Below are 17,687 nucleotides of genomic sequence, written 5' to 3'. Positions count from 1 at the left end.
TCAACCACACAAGCTCCGAAAGGCGATGGGTTTCACGAAGACGCTCTACCCGTCCTACGATCGCTTCCCCTACTCCGCTGCGATCTGGCGCGGCGCCGGCGGCGGATTGACGAGGTCCTTGGCGAGTTCGGCGTAACGCACCTTCGCGGCCTGCACCGAGGCTTCCTTCACCGGGCCGTAGCCACGAATGCTGTCCGGCAACGAGAGGAGCTGCACGGCCGTATCCACCGTGAGCGGCGACAGCAGGTTCAACACCGTCGCGACGTCCTTCTCGTACCCCGCAATCAGATCGCGCTCCAGTCTGCGGTCGGCGCTGTAGCCGAACACATCCAGCGGCGTGCCGCGCAAGGTGCGCAGCTTCGCCAGAATGCGAAACAGCGGCAGCATCCAGGCGCCGAAGGCGCGCTTCTTCGGGCGCCCCGACGCATCCGTACCCGGCAGCATCGGCGGCGCGAGATTGAAGCTGATCTTGATGTCACCCTCGAACTGATCGCGCAGCTGCTTCTCAAACTTGCCGTCGGTATAGAGCCGCGCGACCTCATATTCGTCCTTGTAGGCGAGCAGCTTGGCATAGTTGATCGCCACCGCACGCGGCAGTTCATCGTCATAGCCGCCGCGCATGGCGGCTTCGCGCACCAGATCGACCATCGCCTGGTAGCGCTCGGCGAGCTTGGCACTCTGATAGTCGGTGAGCAGTCCGCTACGATGGGCAACGATCTCATCGAGGCTCATCTCATCCAGCGTCTTTGGCGCGATGGTCTCATCGGCGCCCTTGAGCATATTGGCGAGCCGTGCCGGATCGGCGGCGGCAAGACGGCCAAGCTGGAACGCCAGCATGTTCATCTTGATCGAGACGCCGTTGAGCTCGATGGCCTGCTCGATGGACGCTGCCTGCAGCGGCAGCAGCCCCTGCTGATAGGCAAAGCCCATCATCATCATGTTGGTGGCGATGGAATCGCCAAGCAGCGCTTCGGCCGCCTTGGTGAAATCGAGGAATGTCGATTCCTTGCGCAGCGACATTTCCAGCACGTTGTTGACCTTGCGGGACTGGAAATTGAAGTCGCGGTTGCGCACGAAATCCGCGATCGGAATGAGATGGGTGTTGACGATGCCAGTGGTGCGCGAGCTCTCGCAGAGCGAGATCGTATCCTTGGCAATGGCCACCACTTCATCGGCCGCGATCAGGACATCCGCTGTGCCGGTGACGATGCGCGAGCAGGTGACGTCGCCGGTGTCGTTGGCGAGACGCACATGGCTGAGCACCGCGCCGCCCTTCTGCGCGAGGCCGGACATGTCGAGGATCATCGAGGCCTTGCCTTCGATATGCGCGGCCATGCCGAGCAGCGCACCGATGGTCAGCACGCCGGTGCCACCGACGCCGCCGACGGCGACATTATAGGGCTTGTCGAGCGTTGGCCGCGTGGCCGGCTCCGGCAATATACCGATGGCGCCGAGTTCGACCGGCGCCTTGCGCTTCAGCTTGCCGCCATCGACCGTGACGAAGGACGGGCAAAAGCCCTTGAGGCACGAATAGTCCTTGTTGCAGGACGACTGATTGATGGTGCGCTTGCGACCTAGTGCGGTCTCCAGCGGCTCCACCGAAATGCAGTTCGACTGCACCGAGCAATCGCCGCAGCCTTCGCAGACTGCCGGGTTGATGAGCACGCGGCGCTGCGGGTCTTCCAGAATGCCCTTCTTGCGGCGGCGACGCTTCTCGGCCGCGCAGGTCTGCACGAACACGATGGCCGAGCAGCCCGGCACGTCGCGTAGCGTCTTCATCACGTTGTCGAGTTCGTCGCGATGCGCCAGCTTCACGCCCGGCGCAATGGTGTTGGCGGGATAGGCATCGGGATTCTCGGACACGAGGTAGATGTCGCGGATGCCCTCGCTGTGGAGCTGGAACGTGATCTTCTGCGGCGACAGGTCACCGTCATGGTGCTGACCACCGGTCATCGCCACCGCATCGTTGTAGAGGATCTTGTAGGTGATGTTGGCCTTGGAGGCGATCGACTGACGGATCGCCAGAGAGCCGGAATGGAAGTATGTGCCATCGCCGAGATTGGCGAAGATATGCTTCTCCTTGGTGAACGGCGCAATGCCGGTCCATGGCACGCCCTCACCGCCCATATGGGTGAAGGTCTCGGTGGAGCGGTCCATCCACAGCGACATGAAGTGGCAGCCGATGCCGGCCAGCGCGCGCGAGCCCTCCGGGACCTTGGTCGAGGTATTGTGCGGACAGCCCGAACAGAAATACGGCGTGCGCGTGATCGGCACGACGTTCTGGACCTGCGATGCCTCGCGGCCGTGAAACCAATCGGCCTTGGCACGCAGCAGTGCGGCGATCTCCGGATCGATCTCCATCGCCAGCAGGCGATCCACCAGCGAGGTCGCGACCTTGGCGACGCTCAGCTCTTCGGCGAATGGCAGGAAGCGATGATCGTGGGAATCCATCTTGCCGACGATGCGTGGCCGCACATCGTCGCGCCAGTTGAACAGCTCCTGCTTGACCTGGTTCTCGACGATCTCGCGACGCTCCTCGACGATGAAGATCTCATCGAGACCCACCGCGAACTTGCGCACGCCTTCCGGCTCCAGCGGCCACGGCATGCCGATCTTGTACAGCCGCAGACCAATCTTCGCGGCCACCTCTTCGGTAATGCCGAGCTCGCGCAGTGCCTGGCGCACGTCCTCATAGCTCTTGCCGGAGGCCATGATGCCGAAGCGCGCGTTCGGCGAGTCCATGGTAACGCGGTTGATATTGTTGGCCCGGGCAAAGGCAATCGCCGCGAAGCCCTTGTAGTCCTGCAGGCGGCGATCTTGTACATAACGATCGTCGGGCCATCGCAGGTTCAGACCATCGGGCGGCAGTTCGAAATCGGTGGGAATATTGAACGGCGTCATCTCGTCATTGAGGTTGATCTCCGCCGTGGTCTCCACGGTCTCGGTGATCACCTTCATGCCAACCCAGCAGCCGGAATAGCGCGACATCGCGATACCGAGCAGACCCATCTCGATCATCTCGTGGATCGACGACGGGTAGAGATAGGGCATCAGCGCCGATATGAACGCATGGTCGGACTGATGCGGAACGGTCGAGGACTTGGCGCCGTGGTCGTCGCCGGCGAGACAGAGGACGCCACCGAATTTCGCGGAGCCGGCGGCATTGCCGTGGCGGAAGACGTCGCCGCAGCGATCGACGCCAGGGCCCTTGCCGTACCAGATGCCGACCACGCCATCATATTCGGCGCCGGGCGAGAGATTGAGCTGCTGGGTGCCCCAAATCGCGGTGGCTGCGAGATCTTCGTTGACGCCGGGCTGGAATTTGACGCCGTATTGATCGAGATGTTTCCGCGCCGCCACGAGCTGCTGGTCGTAGCCGCCGAGCGGCGAGCCGCGATAGCCGGTAACAAAGGCTGCGGTGTTCAGACCCGCCGCGCGGTCCCTGCGGACCTGCGCCATCGGCAGTCGCACCAGCGCCTGAATGCCGGTCAGGAAGATGTGGCCGGAGCCCTGGGTGTATTTCTGATCGAGACTGATCGCGCCTTGATTAATTCCCATTCCCACCCTCGTCACTGCGGCCTCTGAGCTGTCGCCCGGGGCTATCGCCCCGGACTGCGTCGTCCGGCCTGCTCGCGCCTATTATCTGGGGTCGTTCGACTCCCTTAGAAACAGTCTATGTTGGATTTTGAACGGGGCGCACCACAATTCTGGGCAATGGAGCCCCGCGTCCAAAGAACGCAATTTCGTGATGAATGCGGCCGGTAGACTTGTCACGTTGTGTCGCCGCAAAGGCCTTTGGCGCAAGGACGTAACGGCTTCACGCTGCAGTGCGATGCAGCACGATCTGCCAAAAGAGGCTCAGGCCTCGCCCGGGAATATCTCACTGATGATCTTCATCAGATCGGCCTCGCGAAACGGCTTGCGTAGATAGGCGCGAAAACGCCCTGCCCGGTCGCGAACGACATGCTCCAGCAACGAGGTCATGACGACCACCGGAATTCCGCTCAGCCGCTCGTCCTGCCCCATCGCTGCGATCAGGCCCGCTCCGTCGAGGAACGGCATCATGAAATCGGTTAGCACGAGATCGGGCGTGTCCCGATGCAGAATGTCGAGCGCCTCACGGCCATTGCCGGCCACGAGGACATTGAAGGCATATTCGCTCAACAGGACTTCGAGCCAGTCAGCGATCGCCCATTCGTCCTCGACAATCAGGACAGTTCGCACTGCTATTCTCCAGTCAACTTAAGATCCGTCGATGGAGTTGGTGCAGGTCCCTGACTAGAAATGTCCCTGAGGATGCGCTCCGCACTCTGGAAATCGGCATCAAGAACGATGCCGCCGTCGAGAATTTCAAAGCGGCGCATGCGCATATCGGTCCGGCGGTCACGCGATTTCAGAATGGTCATCAGACGATGGTTTTCCGAGCGCAGGGCTGCGAGATGCAGCGCGATGATGTTCTCGGCAACCGCGGAGAGACCCGTCTGGTTGACGCCCTTGAGCGGCTGCCCGGGTGTCATGCCAGCGTGATCGGTTTCTGCCGTCGCCAGCGTGGTAACACCGAGTGCGCGCAACTCGTTGCACAGCGCCGACAAAAAAGAGCCGATGCGCTCCTTTTCGTCCGTGAGCTTCGAGAAGCCTTCGATGCCATCGATCACCAGACGGCGCACGCCGTTCTGCCTGATGGTCGAGAGCAGCTCGGTTGCGACCTCGTCGAGCACCGCTTCTGTCTGCGGGCGCCACATCAGCGTGACCTTGTCGGCCCGCGATTTCAGCGGCAGCTTGAGGCTGTCGGCCTTGATCCGCAGCGCCATCGGATTCTCGTGAAACCCGAACAGCATCGCCCGTTCATTGGCGGGACCGCCGGTCAGGAACTGAAGACCGGCCGTGGTTTTGCCCGACCCGGAAGGCCCGAGCACCACTGTCACCGAATGCGTATCGACGCCGCCGCCGAGCATCTTGTCCACGCCGCCAATGCCGACGGACACCATGGGACCGTCGGCGCTGTCCCAGACGCTGGGTGTCTCCAGCAGCGCCTCGATACGCGGATAGATGGCGTGTCCATTCTCGGTGATGCGATAGGAGTGCTTGCCGCCCATGAACCAGGTGCCACGCAGCTTGTGGACCTGAAGTGACCGCTCGGCGCGGCGGCCATGCAGTGCCGACTGCAGCTCGATGAGACCGTCCACCATCGTATGCTCAGGCGGATGCGCATCGGCGTCGAAGGCGCTGGTCAGAAGGAACATGGTGCAGTTGCTGAAGGCGGCCTGGGTCTGCAATTCGTGGATGAACTTCTTCAGCTCAAGCTCGGAGCGCGCCTTTTCGTGCACGGTGATGAGACCATCGAGCACGAGGATGCTGGCCTTGCGCGTGCGAACCTCGCGGCGGACCACGTCCAGCAGTCCGCGCAGCCCGTCGTCTTCCAGCGTCTTGAAGGCGCCAACATAGGACATGCGGTCGGGAATCGCTGCTTCATCGAAGAAGGTCATCCGCCGCATGTGTCCGATCATGCGGGCGTGGCTCTCGGCAAGCAGCGTGATGTAAAGCGCGTTCCGCCCCTGCGCGGCCTGCGCGAAACAGATCTGGTTGCCCAGAATCGTCTTTCCGGCGCCCGGGGCGCCCTGAATGATGTAGATGCCGCCGTCGAAAACGCCCCCGCCCAGGATCGCATCGAGACCCGGTACGCCGGTTGCAAACCGGCCGTTATCGCCACTCATTCCGAAACTGCCCCTAACGTGTCACCTATACCGGTGAGATGTTGAAACGTGTCGGGGAGCGATGGGTTCCAAAGCTTTTTCAGAAATATTTCGAAACGCTGCCTCTCAGCAAGGCAGCATCCCGCTAATAGCACCCCCGAAACGGAACATCGGCCTTTACGGGCCATTTCTGTCCGGTCACCCTGACAACATCAGGCATGGAGGACGGAAATGGATCAGAAGCTGAATACCTGGACGTCGCAGCCTGAACTCGCCGGCAACGATATGGCGTCGACGAATGACGGTTCTTATCATCCGGATTGCGGCGAAGAGCATGATCACAAGCCGACCAAGGCCATCATCGGCGTGGGACTACTCGTGGTGCTGAGTTTCCTGCTCTATGAATTCAACGGCAAGGTGTCCAAGACGCACACGTCAGCGACCCCGCCCGCGCAGCACCAGAGCTTCGCGGCTAACCGCTAGGCTTCGGCAGCTTCGTCCGCAATAGCGCTTTCAGTCTCGGGAACGACGACCCGAAACTGGAAGCCGTGCAGACCGATGGTCGGCACGATGCCGAAATGGTCGGTGCCGAAGACTTTGACCCGATGCTGCAGTTCGTCTTTCTCGATGCTTACCGGGATATCGCAGATCTGCTCATAGGCCTTACGCGTGTGACGCGTGGTGCCCCAGCGCAGCGCCCGCTCGATCAGCGGCTCCGGCTGTGTGGCCAGGACGCGTGCCATCCGCCAGAAAGTCTGCACCAGCTTCGTATAGGCAATCTCTTCCAGACCCGCGACACTGATGTCCGCCGGAATTGGGAACGCCTCGACATCCACGATCGGTCCGGCATCGACACGTGCAATCATGCGATGGACCGTGCAGCCGAAGTCGGTCGCATGATCGTAGAGCGCAAAATGCGCCGGGGCCCAGCCGGGATATTGCGGCGGGCCGGGATGGAAATTGTAGGCGCCAAAGCCAAGCTGATCGAGCACCGCGCCGGGGACGATCACACCAGTGGTGAACGAAATCATCCGCGCCCGGCGCAGCCAGTCGGGCTCGATCGCCGCCAGATCTTCAGCTGTGAAAACAGGAAGGACCGTGAGGGCCGGATTGTGACCACGGAGCAAAGTTGTGAAGACCGAGTGCTCAGCAGGACCCGTCAGGAGGATAATCGTATCGAACATTCGGGCTGCCACGCGCTTCTGCGAATCAATAATTGCCCCAGCGTCGCAGCCAGGCCTTAACATCTGATGAGCAGACTCGATCACGCTGCATTGCCACATAGGATGAGGCTCTGGAATGGCACAATCTCTGGAACATGCACCTCATCTGACGATTGTCTTGCCGCACAGGAGGACACGACATGGCGAACATTCCCAATCCCAATGATCCGTATCGTCCAAATCCCGCTGATGACATCCGCAATCCTGCGCGGCTCGACAATGAGCTGCAGGCCGATCCTGAACTCGCGGAAGGGCCAGCGAGCGGCAGCCGCATGGCTATTTATGCACTTGGCATTGTTGTCTTGCTCGGCGCCGTATTCTACGGCCTGAACAATACATCGATGAATCCGGGCGACGCGACGAAGACCGCGTCCCAATCCGCCCCGGCGACGCAGGACAGCACGCCAAAGGCGCCAGCGCCAACCAACAACGTCGCGGATTCCTATTCGAAGCCGCCAGTGGCTCCCGGCGTACGTGACGTGACGCCGACCAACAATCAGCCCGGTGTCACCACCGGTGCGGCACCTGCGCGACCGCAGGCCCCTCAATCGGCTCCGACCGGCACCGAGATCGACAGCTCGAAGGGCGGCGCGCCGAAGTAACGGCGCGACGGGCAAACAAAGCTGCGGACAGCAATGCCCGCGGCTTTGTCGCGCGTGGACTATGCGGTCACCTGGCGCAGGAATGTGCGTTCCTCAGCGAGGATGAACTGGTGCTCCTCGGCCGACGCGAAATTCGCGACGCCGTCAGCGTCAGTGCGCAGTCTGACGCGGTAGGCCTCATAGGCCGCGAGATTTGGAAACGAGATCAGGCCGAATGCGATGTTGTTCGTTCCTTCATGCGGCATCCAATAGCCCTGCAGATCACCACCGCATTTGGGAATAATCGTCAGCCAGCGCTTGGCATAGGCCTCGAACAATGTGCGTTTGAACGGATCGATCTGATAGCGAATGAAGACAGTGATCGTCATGGCGGCTCCCTCTGCAGATGCCTGGATATAGCCGCTTGCTCGACCGCAATACTTTGATTAGCGTCGAAGTATGAAAGCAGGTCCGGACATCGCCATGGTCGCCGCACTTGTGGGCGACCCTGCACGCGCCAATATGCTGACGGCGCTGATGACAGGCCGCGCGCTGACCGCGAGTGAGCTCGCCCAGGAAGCCGGGATTACGGCGCCGACCGCGAGCTCACACCTCTCCAAGCTCGAAGCCGGTGGCCTGATCGAGCCGGAAAAACAAGGGCGCCATCGCTATTATCGCCTCACCGGCCCCGATGTCGCCGGTGTGCTGGAAGGCTTGGCTGGTCTGGCAGCCCGCGCGGGCCATCTCCGCGTTCGCACCGGGCCGAAAGAACCGGCATTGCGCCGCGCGCGGATTTGCTACGACCATCTCGCCGGCGATCTCGGCGTGCAGATGCTCGACAGTATGCGGGCACAGAAGCTGATCCGGCAGACCGAGCGGGTCATCGAACTCACGACCCAGGGCAGCAGGTTCGTTGCTGAAGAATTGAGGATCGATCCGGCGACGCTGGCGCATCCGCGCCGGCCGGTCTGCAAGGCCTGCCTCGACTGGAGCGAGCGCCGCCACCATCTGGCCGGGACACTCGGCGCCGCGATCATGACCTCATTTACTGCCATGAAATGGGCGGCTAGAGACCCCTCGCCCGGCAGCCGCGTGGTGCATTTCACCCGCAGCGGTGAGAAGCGTTTCGAGGCATTGTTCGGCACCACCGGCGACGCCATCCGGAAAACGTGAAGACGCCGGCTTACCTTCGCCGCAATGCAGCCTGAAACCGCGCCGGACCTTCTTTCGCCCGGAGCTTTCTCAATGAACCGCCTGCTGCTCGTTGCGCTGATTGCAACCCTGCCTTTCACCTCATCGCAGGCGGCCGAGCCTCCTGCGGCGCGCGAGCCTTACGGCATAGGCCTCGAAGGCTTCCCTTACCCCTACCCCGTCAACATGCTGCCACTGGTCAATGACGGCGAGCAGCTGCGCATGGCCTATATGGACGTGCCATCGACCAAGCCGAACGGCCGAACCGTGGTGCTACTGCACGGCCGCAATTTTCCATCGAGCTACTGGGCGCCGGTGATCGGCACATTGAACGATGCAGGTTACCGCGTCGTGGTCCCCGACCAGATCGGCTTCGGCAAATCGTCGAAGCCATCAGGCGATCTGCATTTCGACACCCTCGCCCGTAACACCGTCGCGCTGATGGATCACCTCGGGATCGCGAAATTCGACATCGTCGCGCATTCGCTGGGCGGCATGCTGAGCGTGCGCATTGCCCGCGCTTATCCCGATCGCGTCGATCACCTGCTGCTCGCCGCGCCGATCGGGCTTGAGGACTATCGGCTCTATGTGCCACCGACGCCGACCGAGAAGATCTTGGAGAACGAAGACAAGCTGACGGCGGAAGGTTACCGCAAACAGCTCGAGGTGAACTATTCGCTGAAGATGCAGCCGGACCAGGTAACGCCCTTTATCGATGCGCGTTTCAACATCAAGGGATCGCCGGAATATCCGCGCTGGCTGCGCGCCTTCGTCAGTTCGGCGCAGCTCATTTATCGCGAGCCCGTGGTCCACGAAATTCCGCTGATCGCCCTGCCGACCCTGTTCATCATGGGCGCCGACGATCACAACGCACCGGGCAAGCCGAATGCGCCGGAAGCGTTGAGGCCGAAGATGGGCCAGAACGCCGATCTGGCCAAGGCGCTGGCGGCGAAGATGCCGAACGCGAAGGCCGAGGTGCTTCCGGACGCGGGCCATATCGTGTTTCTCGATGCACCGGCCAAATTCAACGAATTGATGCTGGGCTTCCTCGCGGCGAAGTAGCAACTGCCGCGCCCTGCTACGCGGATATCCCGAAACATTCATGCTGTATTCAGATCGAATCGGCTTAATCGTGCTGTGCAGCGTTGATCCCCAGCAATTTTCTTGCCCGTAAGAGTCCTGCAGCGGGTGATGCGATGCCATCATTATTCTCTGCGCCGCATCGCGGCACCATCGAGGGAGAACACGAATGAAGACGATCTTTGCGGCAGCCTTATTTGCCGTTAGCGTCGGGGGCATCGGTGCCGCCAGCGCAATGCCTCTGGCTCCGCTGAGCGCAACCGAGACGGCTGGCGTGATCCAGGTCGCTCAGGGCTGCGGCCCCGGCTATGCCCGCGGTCCCTATGGCGGTTGCCGCCCGATGTTCCGCGGCCCGCCGCCGCGCGGCCCGGGTTACTGCCCCCCCGGCTTTTTCCGCAATCCCTACGGCCGCTGCATCCGCCGCTGGTGATCGCTGCACAATCCTGACGACGAAGACCCCGCCTATGGCGGGGTTTTTTTTGTTGCCCTCGCGCCGGTTACAGCCGTCACACGAAGATGACAGAATGGCACTTCGCTATTCTGGAGATCGTCATGTCGCGCGCTTTGCGTCGTCTCATACTGGCCGGGCTGCTCGGCCTCTCATCGCTGACGACCGGCCGCGCCGACACCATTCCCCTGCCCGAGCCACAGCTAGGTCCGCGGCCGTTCTATCTCGTCGGCAAAATGAAAGACGGCCCGCTGAAGACGAAGCTGAGCACCTGTACCGGGCCGTTTCGCAAGAGCGATTTTTCCATCGCCCATCGCGGCGCGCCGCTGCAATTCCCCGAGCACAGCCGCGAGTCCTATCTGGCCGCCGCACGCATGGGTGCCGGCGTAATCGAATGCGACGTGACCTTTACGAAGGACCGCCAGCTGGTCTGCCGTCATTCGCAATGCGACCTGCACACGACAACGAACATCCTGTCGGTGCCGTCGCTTGCAGCGAAGTGCACACAACCCTTCAGCCCCGCCGATCCCGCGACCGGCAAGAAGGCATCGGCGAAATGCTGTACCAGCGACATCACGCTGGCAGAGTTCAGGGCGCTGACGGCGAAGATGGATGCCGCCAACACATCAGCGACCACCGTTGCGGATTACCAGAACGGCACGCCGCGCTGGCGCACCGATCTTTATGCGAGCTCGGGCACGCTGATGACCCACGTGGAAAGCATCGCACTGATCAAGAGCCTAGGCGCCAAATTCACGCCGGAGCTGAAGGCTCCAGAGGTGCCGATGCCGTTCGCCGGCGATTATAGTCAGGAGAAGTACGCGACCCAGATGCTAGACGAATATCGCGCCGCCGGCATTCCGCCTGGCGACGTATTTGCCCAGAGCTTCGATCTCAACGACATCAAGTTCTGGATCCGCACCGCGCCGGAATTCGGCGCGCAGGCGGTCTATCTCGACGGCCGCTATGAAACACCGGGCTTCGATCACATGCGCGCGGAAACGTGGAAACCGTCGATGGCCGAACTCAAGGCTGCCGGCGTCAAGATTCTCGCGCCGCCGATCTACATGCTGCTGACGCTTGATGGCACCAACAAGATCGTGCCCTCCCCTTATGCCAAGGCAGCGCGCGACGCCGGCCTCGACCTGATCACCTGGTCGCTCGAGCGCGACGGGCCGCTCGCAAACGGCGGCGGTTTCTTCCATCGCTCGGTCAAACCCGCCATCGATCGCGACGGCGACACGCTGACGGTGCTGGACGTGCTGGCGAAGGATGTCGGCGTGCGCGGTGTATTTTCCGACTGGCCGGCAACCACGACATTCTATGCCAACTGCATGGGAATGCGCTGATAGCAGACGCTATTTGGCGTCGCTGTCGTAGATGAATTTGGGCATTTCCAGCTTCAGCCGGATCGCCAGCAAGCGGAACGCCAGTCCGGTCACGGCGGCGACGAGCGTCACCAGATCGGGACTGAATCCGTATTTGATGCCGCCGATATAGAGAAGCCCCGTGACGATCGACACGCTGGCATAGAGTTCGGCGCGAAACAGCAGCGGCACGTCGTTGCACAGCACGTCGCGGAGCACGCCGCCGACGCAGCCGGTGATCATCCCGGCCACCACGACAATCAGCAGCGGCTGATCCATGGCAAGCGCGATGTTGCAGCCCATGATGGTGAAGACCACGAGACCGATGGCATCGAGCACCAGAAACAGCGCGTGGAAGCGATGCACCACGCGCGCAAGCCCGATGGTCAGCAGCGCCGCACCGCCGGTCAGCAGCAGCAGATACGGGCTCTTCACCCACCACAGCGGATAGTGCCCGAGCAGCATGTCGCGCACCGAACCACCGCCGAGTGCCGTGATGCAGCCGAGCATGGCAACGCCAAGCCAGTCCATCTTGCGCCGCCCGGCCGCGAGCGCAGCCGTCATCGCCTCGGCAATGAGCGCGATCATGGCGAGCGGAAACAGCAGGGCTTCGGTATGGGGCATGAGACTCGTCGGTAGCGGATGACGGCGACCTGTAACACAAATCCGTGCATGCGGTGACCGGCGGCGGACAAATCCCCGCCATCTTCCTGAGCCTCCATCACAACCTCACAGCAGGAGGTGTCATGACCCGTCTGTTTCTCACCCTCCCCATTCTACTCATGGCTGGCGCGGCCATGGCGGAGGACGCGCGGCTGTCGATGCCCTTTTACGGCAGCGCCACCATGAATGCCGATGACAGCCTGGTGCTGCATTTCACCCGCACGGTTGACGGCAAGCCGGCTGACGGCTCGCAGACCTTTGCCCCCGGCGATCGCAGCTATGACAACGTGCGTCGCCACCTGAGCGGCATTGAACCCGGCCAGACCAAACCGCTGACGCCCTGGAGAGACTGAGCGTCAGCACAAACGGGCTTGCCCTACCAGTACCGGCGGCGCCAGTACCGACGACGGACCCGATAACGGCGACGCCAGCCCCATTGCCGGCGGCGATAACCCCAGAAACGACGCCGACGCCAGCCGCGGCGACGCCACTGGACTTGCTCAGGCTGGAGACGATCGACGTCGTCCTGCGACGCCACCGCGGCTTGAGGTTCTGTGTCCGGTTTGTGGTTATCGAGCGGATTGGCCGGCAGCAGCGGCGCGGCCTGAGCCTGCGTGATGGCCTGAGCGGCCAAGCCGACACCCGCGGCAAAGCCGAAGACGATCTTCAGAAAATGACGGCGTTCCATCGCGATCCCTCCTGATATCCGTGAGGGCATCAGGATCGGACCAGTGGCATGAATGGAAACTGAATGTGCGCGGGAACTCACACATTCGGCATCTCGCCGTTATCGAAAGCCTGCGGCCAGTCCGACGACCTGACCATCGAGGCCGTTGAAACCATGATATCCCCGCGCCTCGCACGGATCGCCATCATTGCGTCCACCGCTCAGCCACGCCACGCGGGCGCGCCCGGCCGACCATTTCACGAAGGGATCGACGCCCGCCGGCGCGGTGAATTTGCAGCCGTCGTTGCGATGATGGATGACCAGCGTACGCGGCAGCGCCGACGGCGAGCCGATGATCGACATCACATTGCTGCCGCTGCCCGACTCCGCACTGAGAAAGCCCGAGGTCAACACCAGCGCATCCGGCCGCGCGCCCCGCGCGATCCCCTCGGCGGCACGCTGCGTCCCACGGCTGGTGGCCACCACCGTCACCGGACGCTTGATCGCGGCCATGTATTGCACGGCGCTGGACAGATCGGCCCCAGCATCAACCACCAGCACCGCGAGCCCCCGCGCCGCATAGGCGCTGCGGGTTCGCACGAGCTGATTGCCCTTCAGCCCGTTGATCTCACCATGCTCGCCCGGATTGATCGCCCCGCTGCCGCCGGGCATCAGGATTACGCTGGCGCGCGGGGATGCAGGCTTGATGAGGACAGCGCGGGAGCCGCCGATGGTGACGGTTTCGTCGGCAATTGCTGCGGCAGAAGCGAATTCGAATATCGACAAGACGACCACGATGCGAATGGTCCAGATGCGGGGCTTGATCATATGTATCTTCGCTTTTTTTGATCAGGAACGAACATTGGCATGGATTGCGCAGTATTGCTGACTACGAATTCGACTAAGCCTTTGGAAATTTCAGATCAAACAGGAGCTTCAAAACCTTAGCGACCACCTCGCGGTAATTACGGATATCTCTATCAGCCACATCCACTGTAGCTCTTTCGTGGATTAGCTTATTTCTCAATCCGTAATAATGCTGCGCCTTGGAAAGCAAATCCGACGGAATCTTGATTTTCGAATTGATCTCTTTAAGAACTAAATCACGCCGTGAGAATATCTGCGCAATCTTTGCGTTGTTGTAAGTGGCCGGCGGAAACAATGAAGGTTCGTGCACGATGTACTCTTTAAGAGCAATCTCGAAATTACTATCGAGCAGGATTAGAGAAATTCGGCTCTTAGTTTCGAAATTCAATTTTTCGATAATTTCAACCGCACCCATCGCCTCGACTAAACCGAGCGTCCACGGCATTTTGTCAATCTGACCTCTATTGCTAGACTTTAGCTTCTCTATAGAGGGTCGCTTTGCTCGAGGTAACGGCGGCAAATGACTTCGCAGGCTTGCACCCGACGGCGCCGGTTCAATTTCTTCAATGTCTCCCGATCTATGACGGAAAACATTTTCGTCCCAATCATCTTTAAGTCGGCGCGAGAGTGTACTGAAGTGACCCATAAGAGGGGCGAGCGTGTGACGGACGTTCTGAAACAAGAGATGCGCGGAATTCACTCCGTTCTTTGTACTATTCCACGGCATCAAACGAGCTGGCCCCTGCAGTTTTACAATCCCTCGGCAGAGAGATGCATCGGGATGCGGAACACCTGCTTCCTGCGAATTGAAATACCCAACCTCTCTAGACTTCAGCTCTTTTACAATTAGACGGTTATTGCAGTAGAAGTACGCTCCGTAGTTATCCTCCTCGGCGACACGATCAACGATAAGACCTACTACTATCTCTACGGCCACTTTCCCTTCTCCAGGGACACTAACATCAAATTTTGCTGCCTTGGGGCTAAAGCCTTTTGGGTAGCTCCAGTTTTCGAAGTTTTCTGCATCGATCGGAATGCCATTCACCTTGATTACGCATCCATGCTGAATGAACCAACCGTAGATCTGGCCAAAATGAACCCGAAGCGCGCCGATATCCGTAGATACAAAAGTTCGGCGCAATCTTGAAATTTCTACCTGCGTTGTTCCCTTCTCAATGCCGGGAATTTCATAGGCGGCGAGTCTCCAGTCTTCTGACTCAAGCCACTCTTTCGTTATATTGAGCTCGAGACTTCGCTCATTTTTGAAGCGCGTTCTAATATCAACGTGTTCGCCCAGCGCTATTCCCGCTCGCTTACTACCCACACCGAAGATTCCAATAACCTCCGATTTTGGATCATTCTTGCTTCCGCCAGGTGAAAGTAGCAAATACAGATCATCAAGCCGAACCCCTCCGACGTCATCCTTTACGGAGATAAGTTGGCGTTCTGCGTCTAGCGTGATTTCAATTGTGGGACGTTTTTGTTGTCCACCTCGGAGCCACACATCGAGAGCATTATCTACTAGCTCACAAAGCCCTGTTTTCAGATCATAATCACTTATGATCGACCAAAACATCCGCTTCTCGGGCGTCCCATCGATGGGCCCAATTTCAGTCTTTATCAAAACTCCGGTCATGACACCCCACCCCTGATACACGCTTAACGAGCATCAGATCATGGGGGTCCATCAAACAGCAAGCAGCAAAACTATCGCGCTGCATTGCAGCACTCAGCTCTACAACGGCATATTGTCGTGCTTCTTCATCGGCACTTCCAGATGCTTGTCCTTCAGCATCGCCAGCGCGCGGGCGATGCGCTTGCGGGTGGAGTGCGGCATGATCACGTCGTCGATATAGCCGCGCTCGGCGGCGACGAAGGGCGACAGGAAGCGGTCTTCATATTCCTTGGTGCGCGCGGCGATCTTGTCGGCGTCGCCGATGTCCTGGCGGAAGATGATCTCCACCGCGCCTTTGGCGCCCATCACGGCGATCTGCGCGGTCGGCCAGGCGTAGTTCATGTCGGCGCCGATTTCCTTCGAGGCCATCACGTCGAACGCGCCGCCATAGGCCTTGCGGGTGATCACGGTGACCAATGGCACGGTGCACTGGCTGTAGGCGAACAGCAGCTTGGCGCCGTGCTTGATGAGGCCGCCATATTCCTGCGCGGTGCCCGGCAGGAAGCCCGGCACGTCGACGAAGGTCACGATCGGAATGTTGAAGGCGTCGCAGAAGCGCACGAAGCGCGCGGCCTTGCGCGAGGCGTCACTGTCGAGCACGCCGGCCAGCACCATCGGCTGGTTGGCGACGAAGCCCACCGTCTTGCCGGCGATGCGACCGAAGCCGGTGATGATGTTCTTGGCAAAGGTCTCGGCGATCTCGAAGAAATCGCCCTCGTCCACGACCTTGAGGATCAGCTCCTTCATGTCATAGGGCTTGTTCGGATTGTCGGGGATCAGCGTGTCGAGCGACAGGTCGGTACGCTCGATGTCGTCGAAGCTCGGCCATTCCGGCACGCCTTCGGTGTTGTTGGCCGGCAGGAAGTCGATCAGCCGGCGCATCTGCAGCAGCGTCTCGACGTCGTTCTCGAAGGCGCCGTCGGCGATCGACGACTTGGTAGCGTGCACGCTGGCGCCGCCGAGTTCTTCGGCGGTGACCACCTCGTTGGTCACGGTCTTCACCACGTCGGGACCGGTGACGAACATATAGCTGGTGTTCTTCACCATGAAGATGAAGTCGGTCATGGCCGGCGAATAGACGTCACCGCCGGCGCAGGGTCCCATGATGACGGAGATCTGCGGAATCACGCCGGAGGCCTGGACGTTGCGGCGGAACACATAGGAATAACCAGCGAGCGCCGCGACGCCCTCCTGGATGCGCGCGCCGCCAGCGTCATAGAGGCCGATGATCGGCGCCCGCGCCTTCATCGCCATGTCCTGCAGCTTGGTGATCTTGAGCGCGTGGGTTTCGGATAGCGAGCCGCCGAACACGGTGAAATCCTTGGCGAAGACGAAGGTCTTGCGGCCGTTCACGGTGCCCCAGCCGGTGACGACGCCGTCGCCCGGAATCTTGGACTTTTCCATGCCAAATTCCACGGAGCGGTGTTCGACGAACATGTCGAATTCCTCGAAGGACCCCTTGTCGAGCAGCAGCTCGATGCGCTCGCGGGCGGTCAGCTTGCCCTTGCTGTGCTGCGACTCGATGCGCGTCTCGCCGCCGCCCAGTTTGGCGCCTGCACGACGCGCTTCGAGGGTGTCCAGGATGTCTTTCATGTGCTCCAGCCCGTCAATGTCACGTGTTATCGCCCGCGGCAGCCGCAGGGTTTGGGCGAGGTTCTAGCATGGGGTTTTCGGCGGTGGAAACGCCCATCAGGAAGGGTTGAATCCCCCAAAATCGCATGGCGCCGGCGACGATCCTGCCTATATCGGGTCAGACAAGGGAGAGCGCCGGATGGCCAATATCGTGATCAATGAAAACAGTGGCGCAGCCACGGGTGGCGTGCGTGACCTGCTGCGCTGGGAAGGCGCGGCGCTGTTTGTCGGAATGACGCTGTTCTACTGGATCTCGGGTGGGCCCTGGCAGATCTATGCCCTGTTTTTCTTCGTCCCGGACCTCAGCATGCTGGCCTATCTGGCGGGCCCGCGGATCGGCGCAGGCGTCTATAATCTGGTGCATGCGACCATCGCGCCGCTGCTGCTCGCGCTCGCCGGTATCGCCACCGCCGAGCCGATCGCCGGCTCGATCGCACTGGTCTGGTTCGCCCATATCGGCTTCGACCGCGCGCTCGGCTACGGGCTGAAATACGACGCCGGCTTTCGCTTCACCCATCTCGGCCGCATCGGCAAGGATGCGACCGCACCGGCCACGACGGAAAACCCGACAACCGGCAACCCGATCAAGGCTGCCTGACG

At 60.9% G+C, this 17,687-nt stretch carries 18 protein-coding genes; 8 read left to right on the top strand and 10 right to left on the bottom strand.

From position 1 onward, the window contains the following. Nucleotides 1–69: 69 nt before the first annotated feature. The 3 genes from LPB73_RS08735 to LPB73_RS08725 form a co-directional block, all read right to left on the bottom strand. Nucleotides 70–3,558: an indolepyruvate ferredoxin oxidoreductase family protein gene (locus tag LPB73_RS08735; RefSeq protein WP_231080315.1), complete on the bottom strand. Its 3,489-nt coding sequence runs from the start codon at nucleotides 3,556–3,558 to the stop codon at nucleotides 70–72. A 300-nt stretch (nucleotides 3,559–3,858) separates the two neighbouring features. Beyond that, nucleotides 3,859–4,224 carry a response regulator gene (locus LPB73_RS08730; protein WP_068731403.1) on the bottom strand — a complete coding sequence of 122 codons (366 nt, stop codon included), beginning with the start codon at nucleotides 4,222–4,224 and terminating at the stop codon, nucleotides 3,859–3,861. Nucleotides 4,225–4,226: 2 nt separating this feature from the next. Beyond that, a complete protein-coding gene (locus LPB73_RS08725; protein ID WP_231080314.1) occupies nucleotides 4,227–5,714 on the bottom strand; it encodes an RAD55 family ATPase in 1,488 nt (495 codons plus the stop codon). 210 nt (nucleotides 5,715–5,924) lie between these two features. Here LPB73_RS08725 and LPB73_RS08720 point away from each other — a divergent pair, with 210 nt between their 5' ends. After that, on the top strand, nucleotides 5,925–6,176 hold the full coding sequence (locus LPB73_RS08720) for a hypothetical protein (RefSeq protein WP_068731407.1): 252 nt from the start codon (nucleotides 5,925–5,927) through the stop codon (nucleotides 6,174–6,176). Here LPB73_RS08720 and LPB73_RS08715 read toward each other — a convergent pair. Then, nucleotides 6,173–6,961, bottom strand: coding sequence for a formyltransferase family protein (locus LPB73_RS08715; RefSeq protein ID WP_231080313.1), 789 nt, complete (start codon nucleotides 6,959–6,961; stop codon nucleotides 6,173–6,175). The genes LPB73_RS08720 and LPB73_RS08715 overlap by 4 nt on opposite strands. Before the next feature lie 95 nt (nucleotides 6,962–7,056). Here LPB73_RS08715 and LPB73_RS08710 point away from each other — a divergent pair, with 95 nt between their 5' ends. Further along, a complete protein-coding gene (locus LPB73_RS08710; RefSeq protein WP_093761261.1) occupies nucleotides 7,057–7,518 on the top strand; it encodes a hypothetical protein in 462 nt (153 codons plus the stop codon). Nucleotides 7,519–7,577: 59 nt separating this feature from the next. Here LPB73_RS08710 and LPB73_RS08705 read toward each other — a convergent pair whose 3' ends face one another. Continuing rightward, the gene (locus tag LPB73_RS08705) at nucleotides 7,578–7,886 is read right to left on the bottom strand and encodes an NIPSNAP family protein (protein ID WP_231080312.1); all 309 of its coding nucleotides are present in this window, start codon (nucleotides 7,884–7,886) and stop codon (nucleotides 7,578–7,580) included. 70 nt (nucleotides 7,887–7,956) lie between these two features. Between LPB73_RS08705 and LPB73_RS08700 the strand changes: the two genes are divergently transcribed. The 4 genes from LPB73_RS08700 to LPB73_RS08685 all read left to right on the top strand — a co-directional run bounded on the left by LPB73_RS08700 (nucleotide 7,957) and on the right by LPB73_RS08685 (nucleotide 11,565). Then, nucleotides 7,957–8,670, top strand: a complete 714-nt coding sequence (locus LPB73_RS08700; protein WP_231080311.1) for an ArsR/SmtB family transcription factor — start codon at nucleotides 7,957–7,959, stop codon at nucleotides 8,668–8,670. 72 nt (nucleotides 8,671–8,742) lie between these two features. After that, nucleotides 8,743–9,750, top strand: a complete 1,008-nt coding sequence (locus tag LPB73_RS08695) for an alpha/beta fold hydrolase (RefSeq protein ID WP_305801703.1) — start codon at nucleotides 8,743–8,745, stop codon at nucleotides 9,748–9,750. 187 nt (nucleotides 9,751–9,937) lie between these two features. Next, entirely contained in the window at nucleotides 9,938–10,198 is a 261-nt protein-coding gene (locus LPB73_RS08690; protein WP_231080310.1) for a GCG_CRPN prefix-to-repeats domain-containing protein, read from the top strand. Between the two features lie 122 nt (nucleotides 10,199–10,320). Then, nucleotides 10,321–11,565: a glycerophosphodiester phosphodiesterase family protein gene (locus tag LPB73_RS08685; RefSeq protein ID WP_231080309.1), complete on the top strand. Its 1,245-nt coding sequence runs from the start codon at nucleotides 10,321–10,323 to the stop codon at nucleotides 11,563–11,565. A 9-nt stretch (nucleotides 11,566–11,574) separates the two neighbouring features. Here the strand turns inward: LPB73_RS08685 and LPB73_RS08680 are convergent, their stop codons facing one another. Continuing rightward, a complete protein-coding gene (locus tag LPB73_RS08680) occupies nucleotides 11,575–12,207 on the bottom strand; it encodes a trimeric intracellular cation channel family protein (RefSeq protein WP_231080308.1) in 633 nt (210 codons plus the stop codon). A 122-nt stretch (nucleotides 12,208–12,329) separates the two neighbouring features. Here LPB73_RS08680 and LPB73_RS08675 point away from each other — a divergent pair, with 122 nt between their 5' ends. Then, nucleotides 12,330–12,599, top strand: a complete 270-nt coding sequence (locus LPB73_RS08675; protein ID WP_231080307.1) for a hypothetical protein — start codon at nucleotides 12,330–12,332, stop codon at nucleotides 12,597–12,599. A gap of 23 nt (nucleotides 12,600–12,622) precedes the next feature. On the opposite strand, the gene LPB73_RS08670 is transcribed toward LPB73_RS08675, so the two are convergent. The 4 genes from LPB73_RS08670 to LPB73_RS08655 all read right to left on the bottom strand — a co-directional run bounded on the left by LPB73_RS08670 (nucleotide 12,623) and on the right by LPB73_RS08655 (nucleotide 17,048). After that, on the bottom strand, nucleotides 12,623–12,934 hold the full coding sequence (locus LPB73_RS08670; RefSeq protein WP_231080306.1) for a twin-arginine translocation (Tat): 312 nt from the start codon (nucleotides 12,932–12,934) through the stop codon (nucleotides 12,623–12,625). 99 nt (nucleotides 12,935–13,033) lie between these two features. After that, nucleotides 13,034–13,741, bottom strand: a complete 708-nt coding sequence (locus tag LPB73_RS08665; RefSeq protein ID WP_231080305.1) for an alpha/beta hydrolase — start codon at nucleotides 13,739–13,741, stop codon at nucleotides 13,034–13,036. Between the two features lie 73 nt (nucleotides 13,742–13,814). Further along, nucleotides 13,815–15,416, bottom strand: coding sequence for an ATP-binding protein (locus tag LPB73_RS08660; RefSeq protein ID WP_231080304.1), 1,602 nt, complete (start codon nucleotides 15,414–15,416; stop codon nucleotides 13,815–13,817). A 99-nt stretch (nucleotides 15,417–15,515) separates the two neighbouring features. Continuing rightward, nucleotides 15,516–17,048: an acyl-CoA carboxylase subunit beta gene (locus LPB73_RS08655; protein WP_231080303.1), complete on the bottom strand. Its 1,533-nt coding sequence runs from the start codon at nucleotides 17,046–17,048 to the stop codon at nucleotides 15,516–15,518. A 178-nt stretch (nucleotides 17,049–17,226) separates the two neighbouring features. On the opposite strand from LPB73_RS08655, the gene LPB73_RS08650 reads away from it, so the two are divergent. Beyond that, nucleotides 17,227–17,685: a DUF4260 domain-containing protein gene (locus LPB73_RS08650; protein WP_231080302.1), complete on the top strand. Its 459-nt coding sequence runs from the start codon at nucleotides 17,227–17,229 to the stop codon at nucleotides 17,683–17,685. The last annotated feature ends 2 nt before the right edge of the window (nucleotides 17,686–17,687 follow it).

This window comes from Tardiphaga sp. 37S4 (genome assembly GCF_021044645.1).
Taxonomy (GTDB): domain Bacteria; phylum Pseudomonadota; class Alphaproteobacteria; order Rhizobiales; family Xanthobacteraceae; genus Tardiphaga; species Tardiphaga robiniae.
Note: the sequence above shows the minus strand (reverse complement) of the source record. Positions and strands in the feature narration are given on the sequence as shown.

Coding starts and splice junctions, on each gene's coding strand:
- LPB73_RS08710 (WP_093761261.1), top strand. CDS start 7,057: ATGGCGAACATTCCCAATCCCAATGATCCGTATCGTCCAAATCCCGCT.
- LPB73_RS08655 (WP_231080303.1), bottom strand. CDS start 17,048: ATGAAAGACATCCTGGACACCCTCGAAGCGCGTCGTGCAGGCGCCAAA.
- LPB73_RS08685 (WP_231080309.1), top strand. CDS start 10,321: ATGTCGCGCGCTTTGCGTCGTCTCATACTGGCCGGGCTGCTCGGCCTC.
- LPB73_RS08695 (WP_305801703.1), top strand. CDS start 8,743: ATGAACCGCCTGCTGCTCGTTGCGCTGATTGCAACCCTGCCTTTCACC.
- LPB73_RS08700 (WP_231080311.1), top strand. CDS start 7,957: ATGAAAGCAGGTCCGGACATCGCCATGGTCGCCGCACTTGTGGGCGAC.
- LPB73_RS08690 (WP_231080310.1), top strand. CDS start 9,938: ATGAAGACGATCTTTGCGGCAGCCTTATTTGCCGTTAGCGTCGGGGGC.
- LPB73_RS08675 (WP_231080307.1), top strand. CDS start 12,330: ATGACCCGTCTGTTTCTCACCCTCCCCATTCTACTCATGGCTGGCGCG.
- LPB73_RS08665 (WP_231080305.1), bottom strand. CDS start 13,741: ATGATCAAGCCCCGCATCTGGACCATTCGCATCGTGGTCGTCTTGTCG.
- LPB73_RS08705 (WP_231080312.1), bottom strand. CDS start 7,886: ATGACGATCACTGTCTTCATTCGCTATCAGATCGATCCGTTCAAACGC.
- LPB73_RS08735 (WP_231080315.1), bottom strand. CDS start 3,558: ATGGGAATTAATCAAGGCGCGATCAGTCTCGATCAGAAATACACCCAG.
- LPB73_RS08680 (WP_231080308.1), bottom strand. CDS start 12,207: ATGCCCCATACCGAAGCCCTGCTGTTTCCGCTCGCCATGATCGCGCTC.
- LPB73_RS08720 (WP_068731407.1), top strand. CDS start 5,925: ATGGATCAGAAGCTGAATACCTGGACGTCGCAGCCTGAACTCGCCGGC.
- LPB73_RS08725 (WP_231080314.1), bottom strand. CDS start 5,714: ATGAGTGGCGATAACGGCCGGTTTGCAACCGGCGTACCGGGTCTCGAT.
- LPB73_RS08660 (WP_231080304.1), bottom strand. CDS start 15,416: ATGACCGGAGTTTTGATAAAGACTGAAATTGGGCCCATCGATGGGACG.
- LPB73_RS08670 (WP_231080306.1), bottom strand. CDS start 12,934: ATGGAACGCCGTCATTTTCTGAAGATCGTCTTCGGCTTTGCCGCGGGT.
- LPB73_RS08650 (WP_231080302.1), top strand. CDS start 17,227: ATGGCCAATATCGTGATCAATGAAAACAGTGGCGCAGCCACGGGTGGC.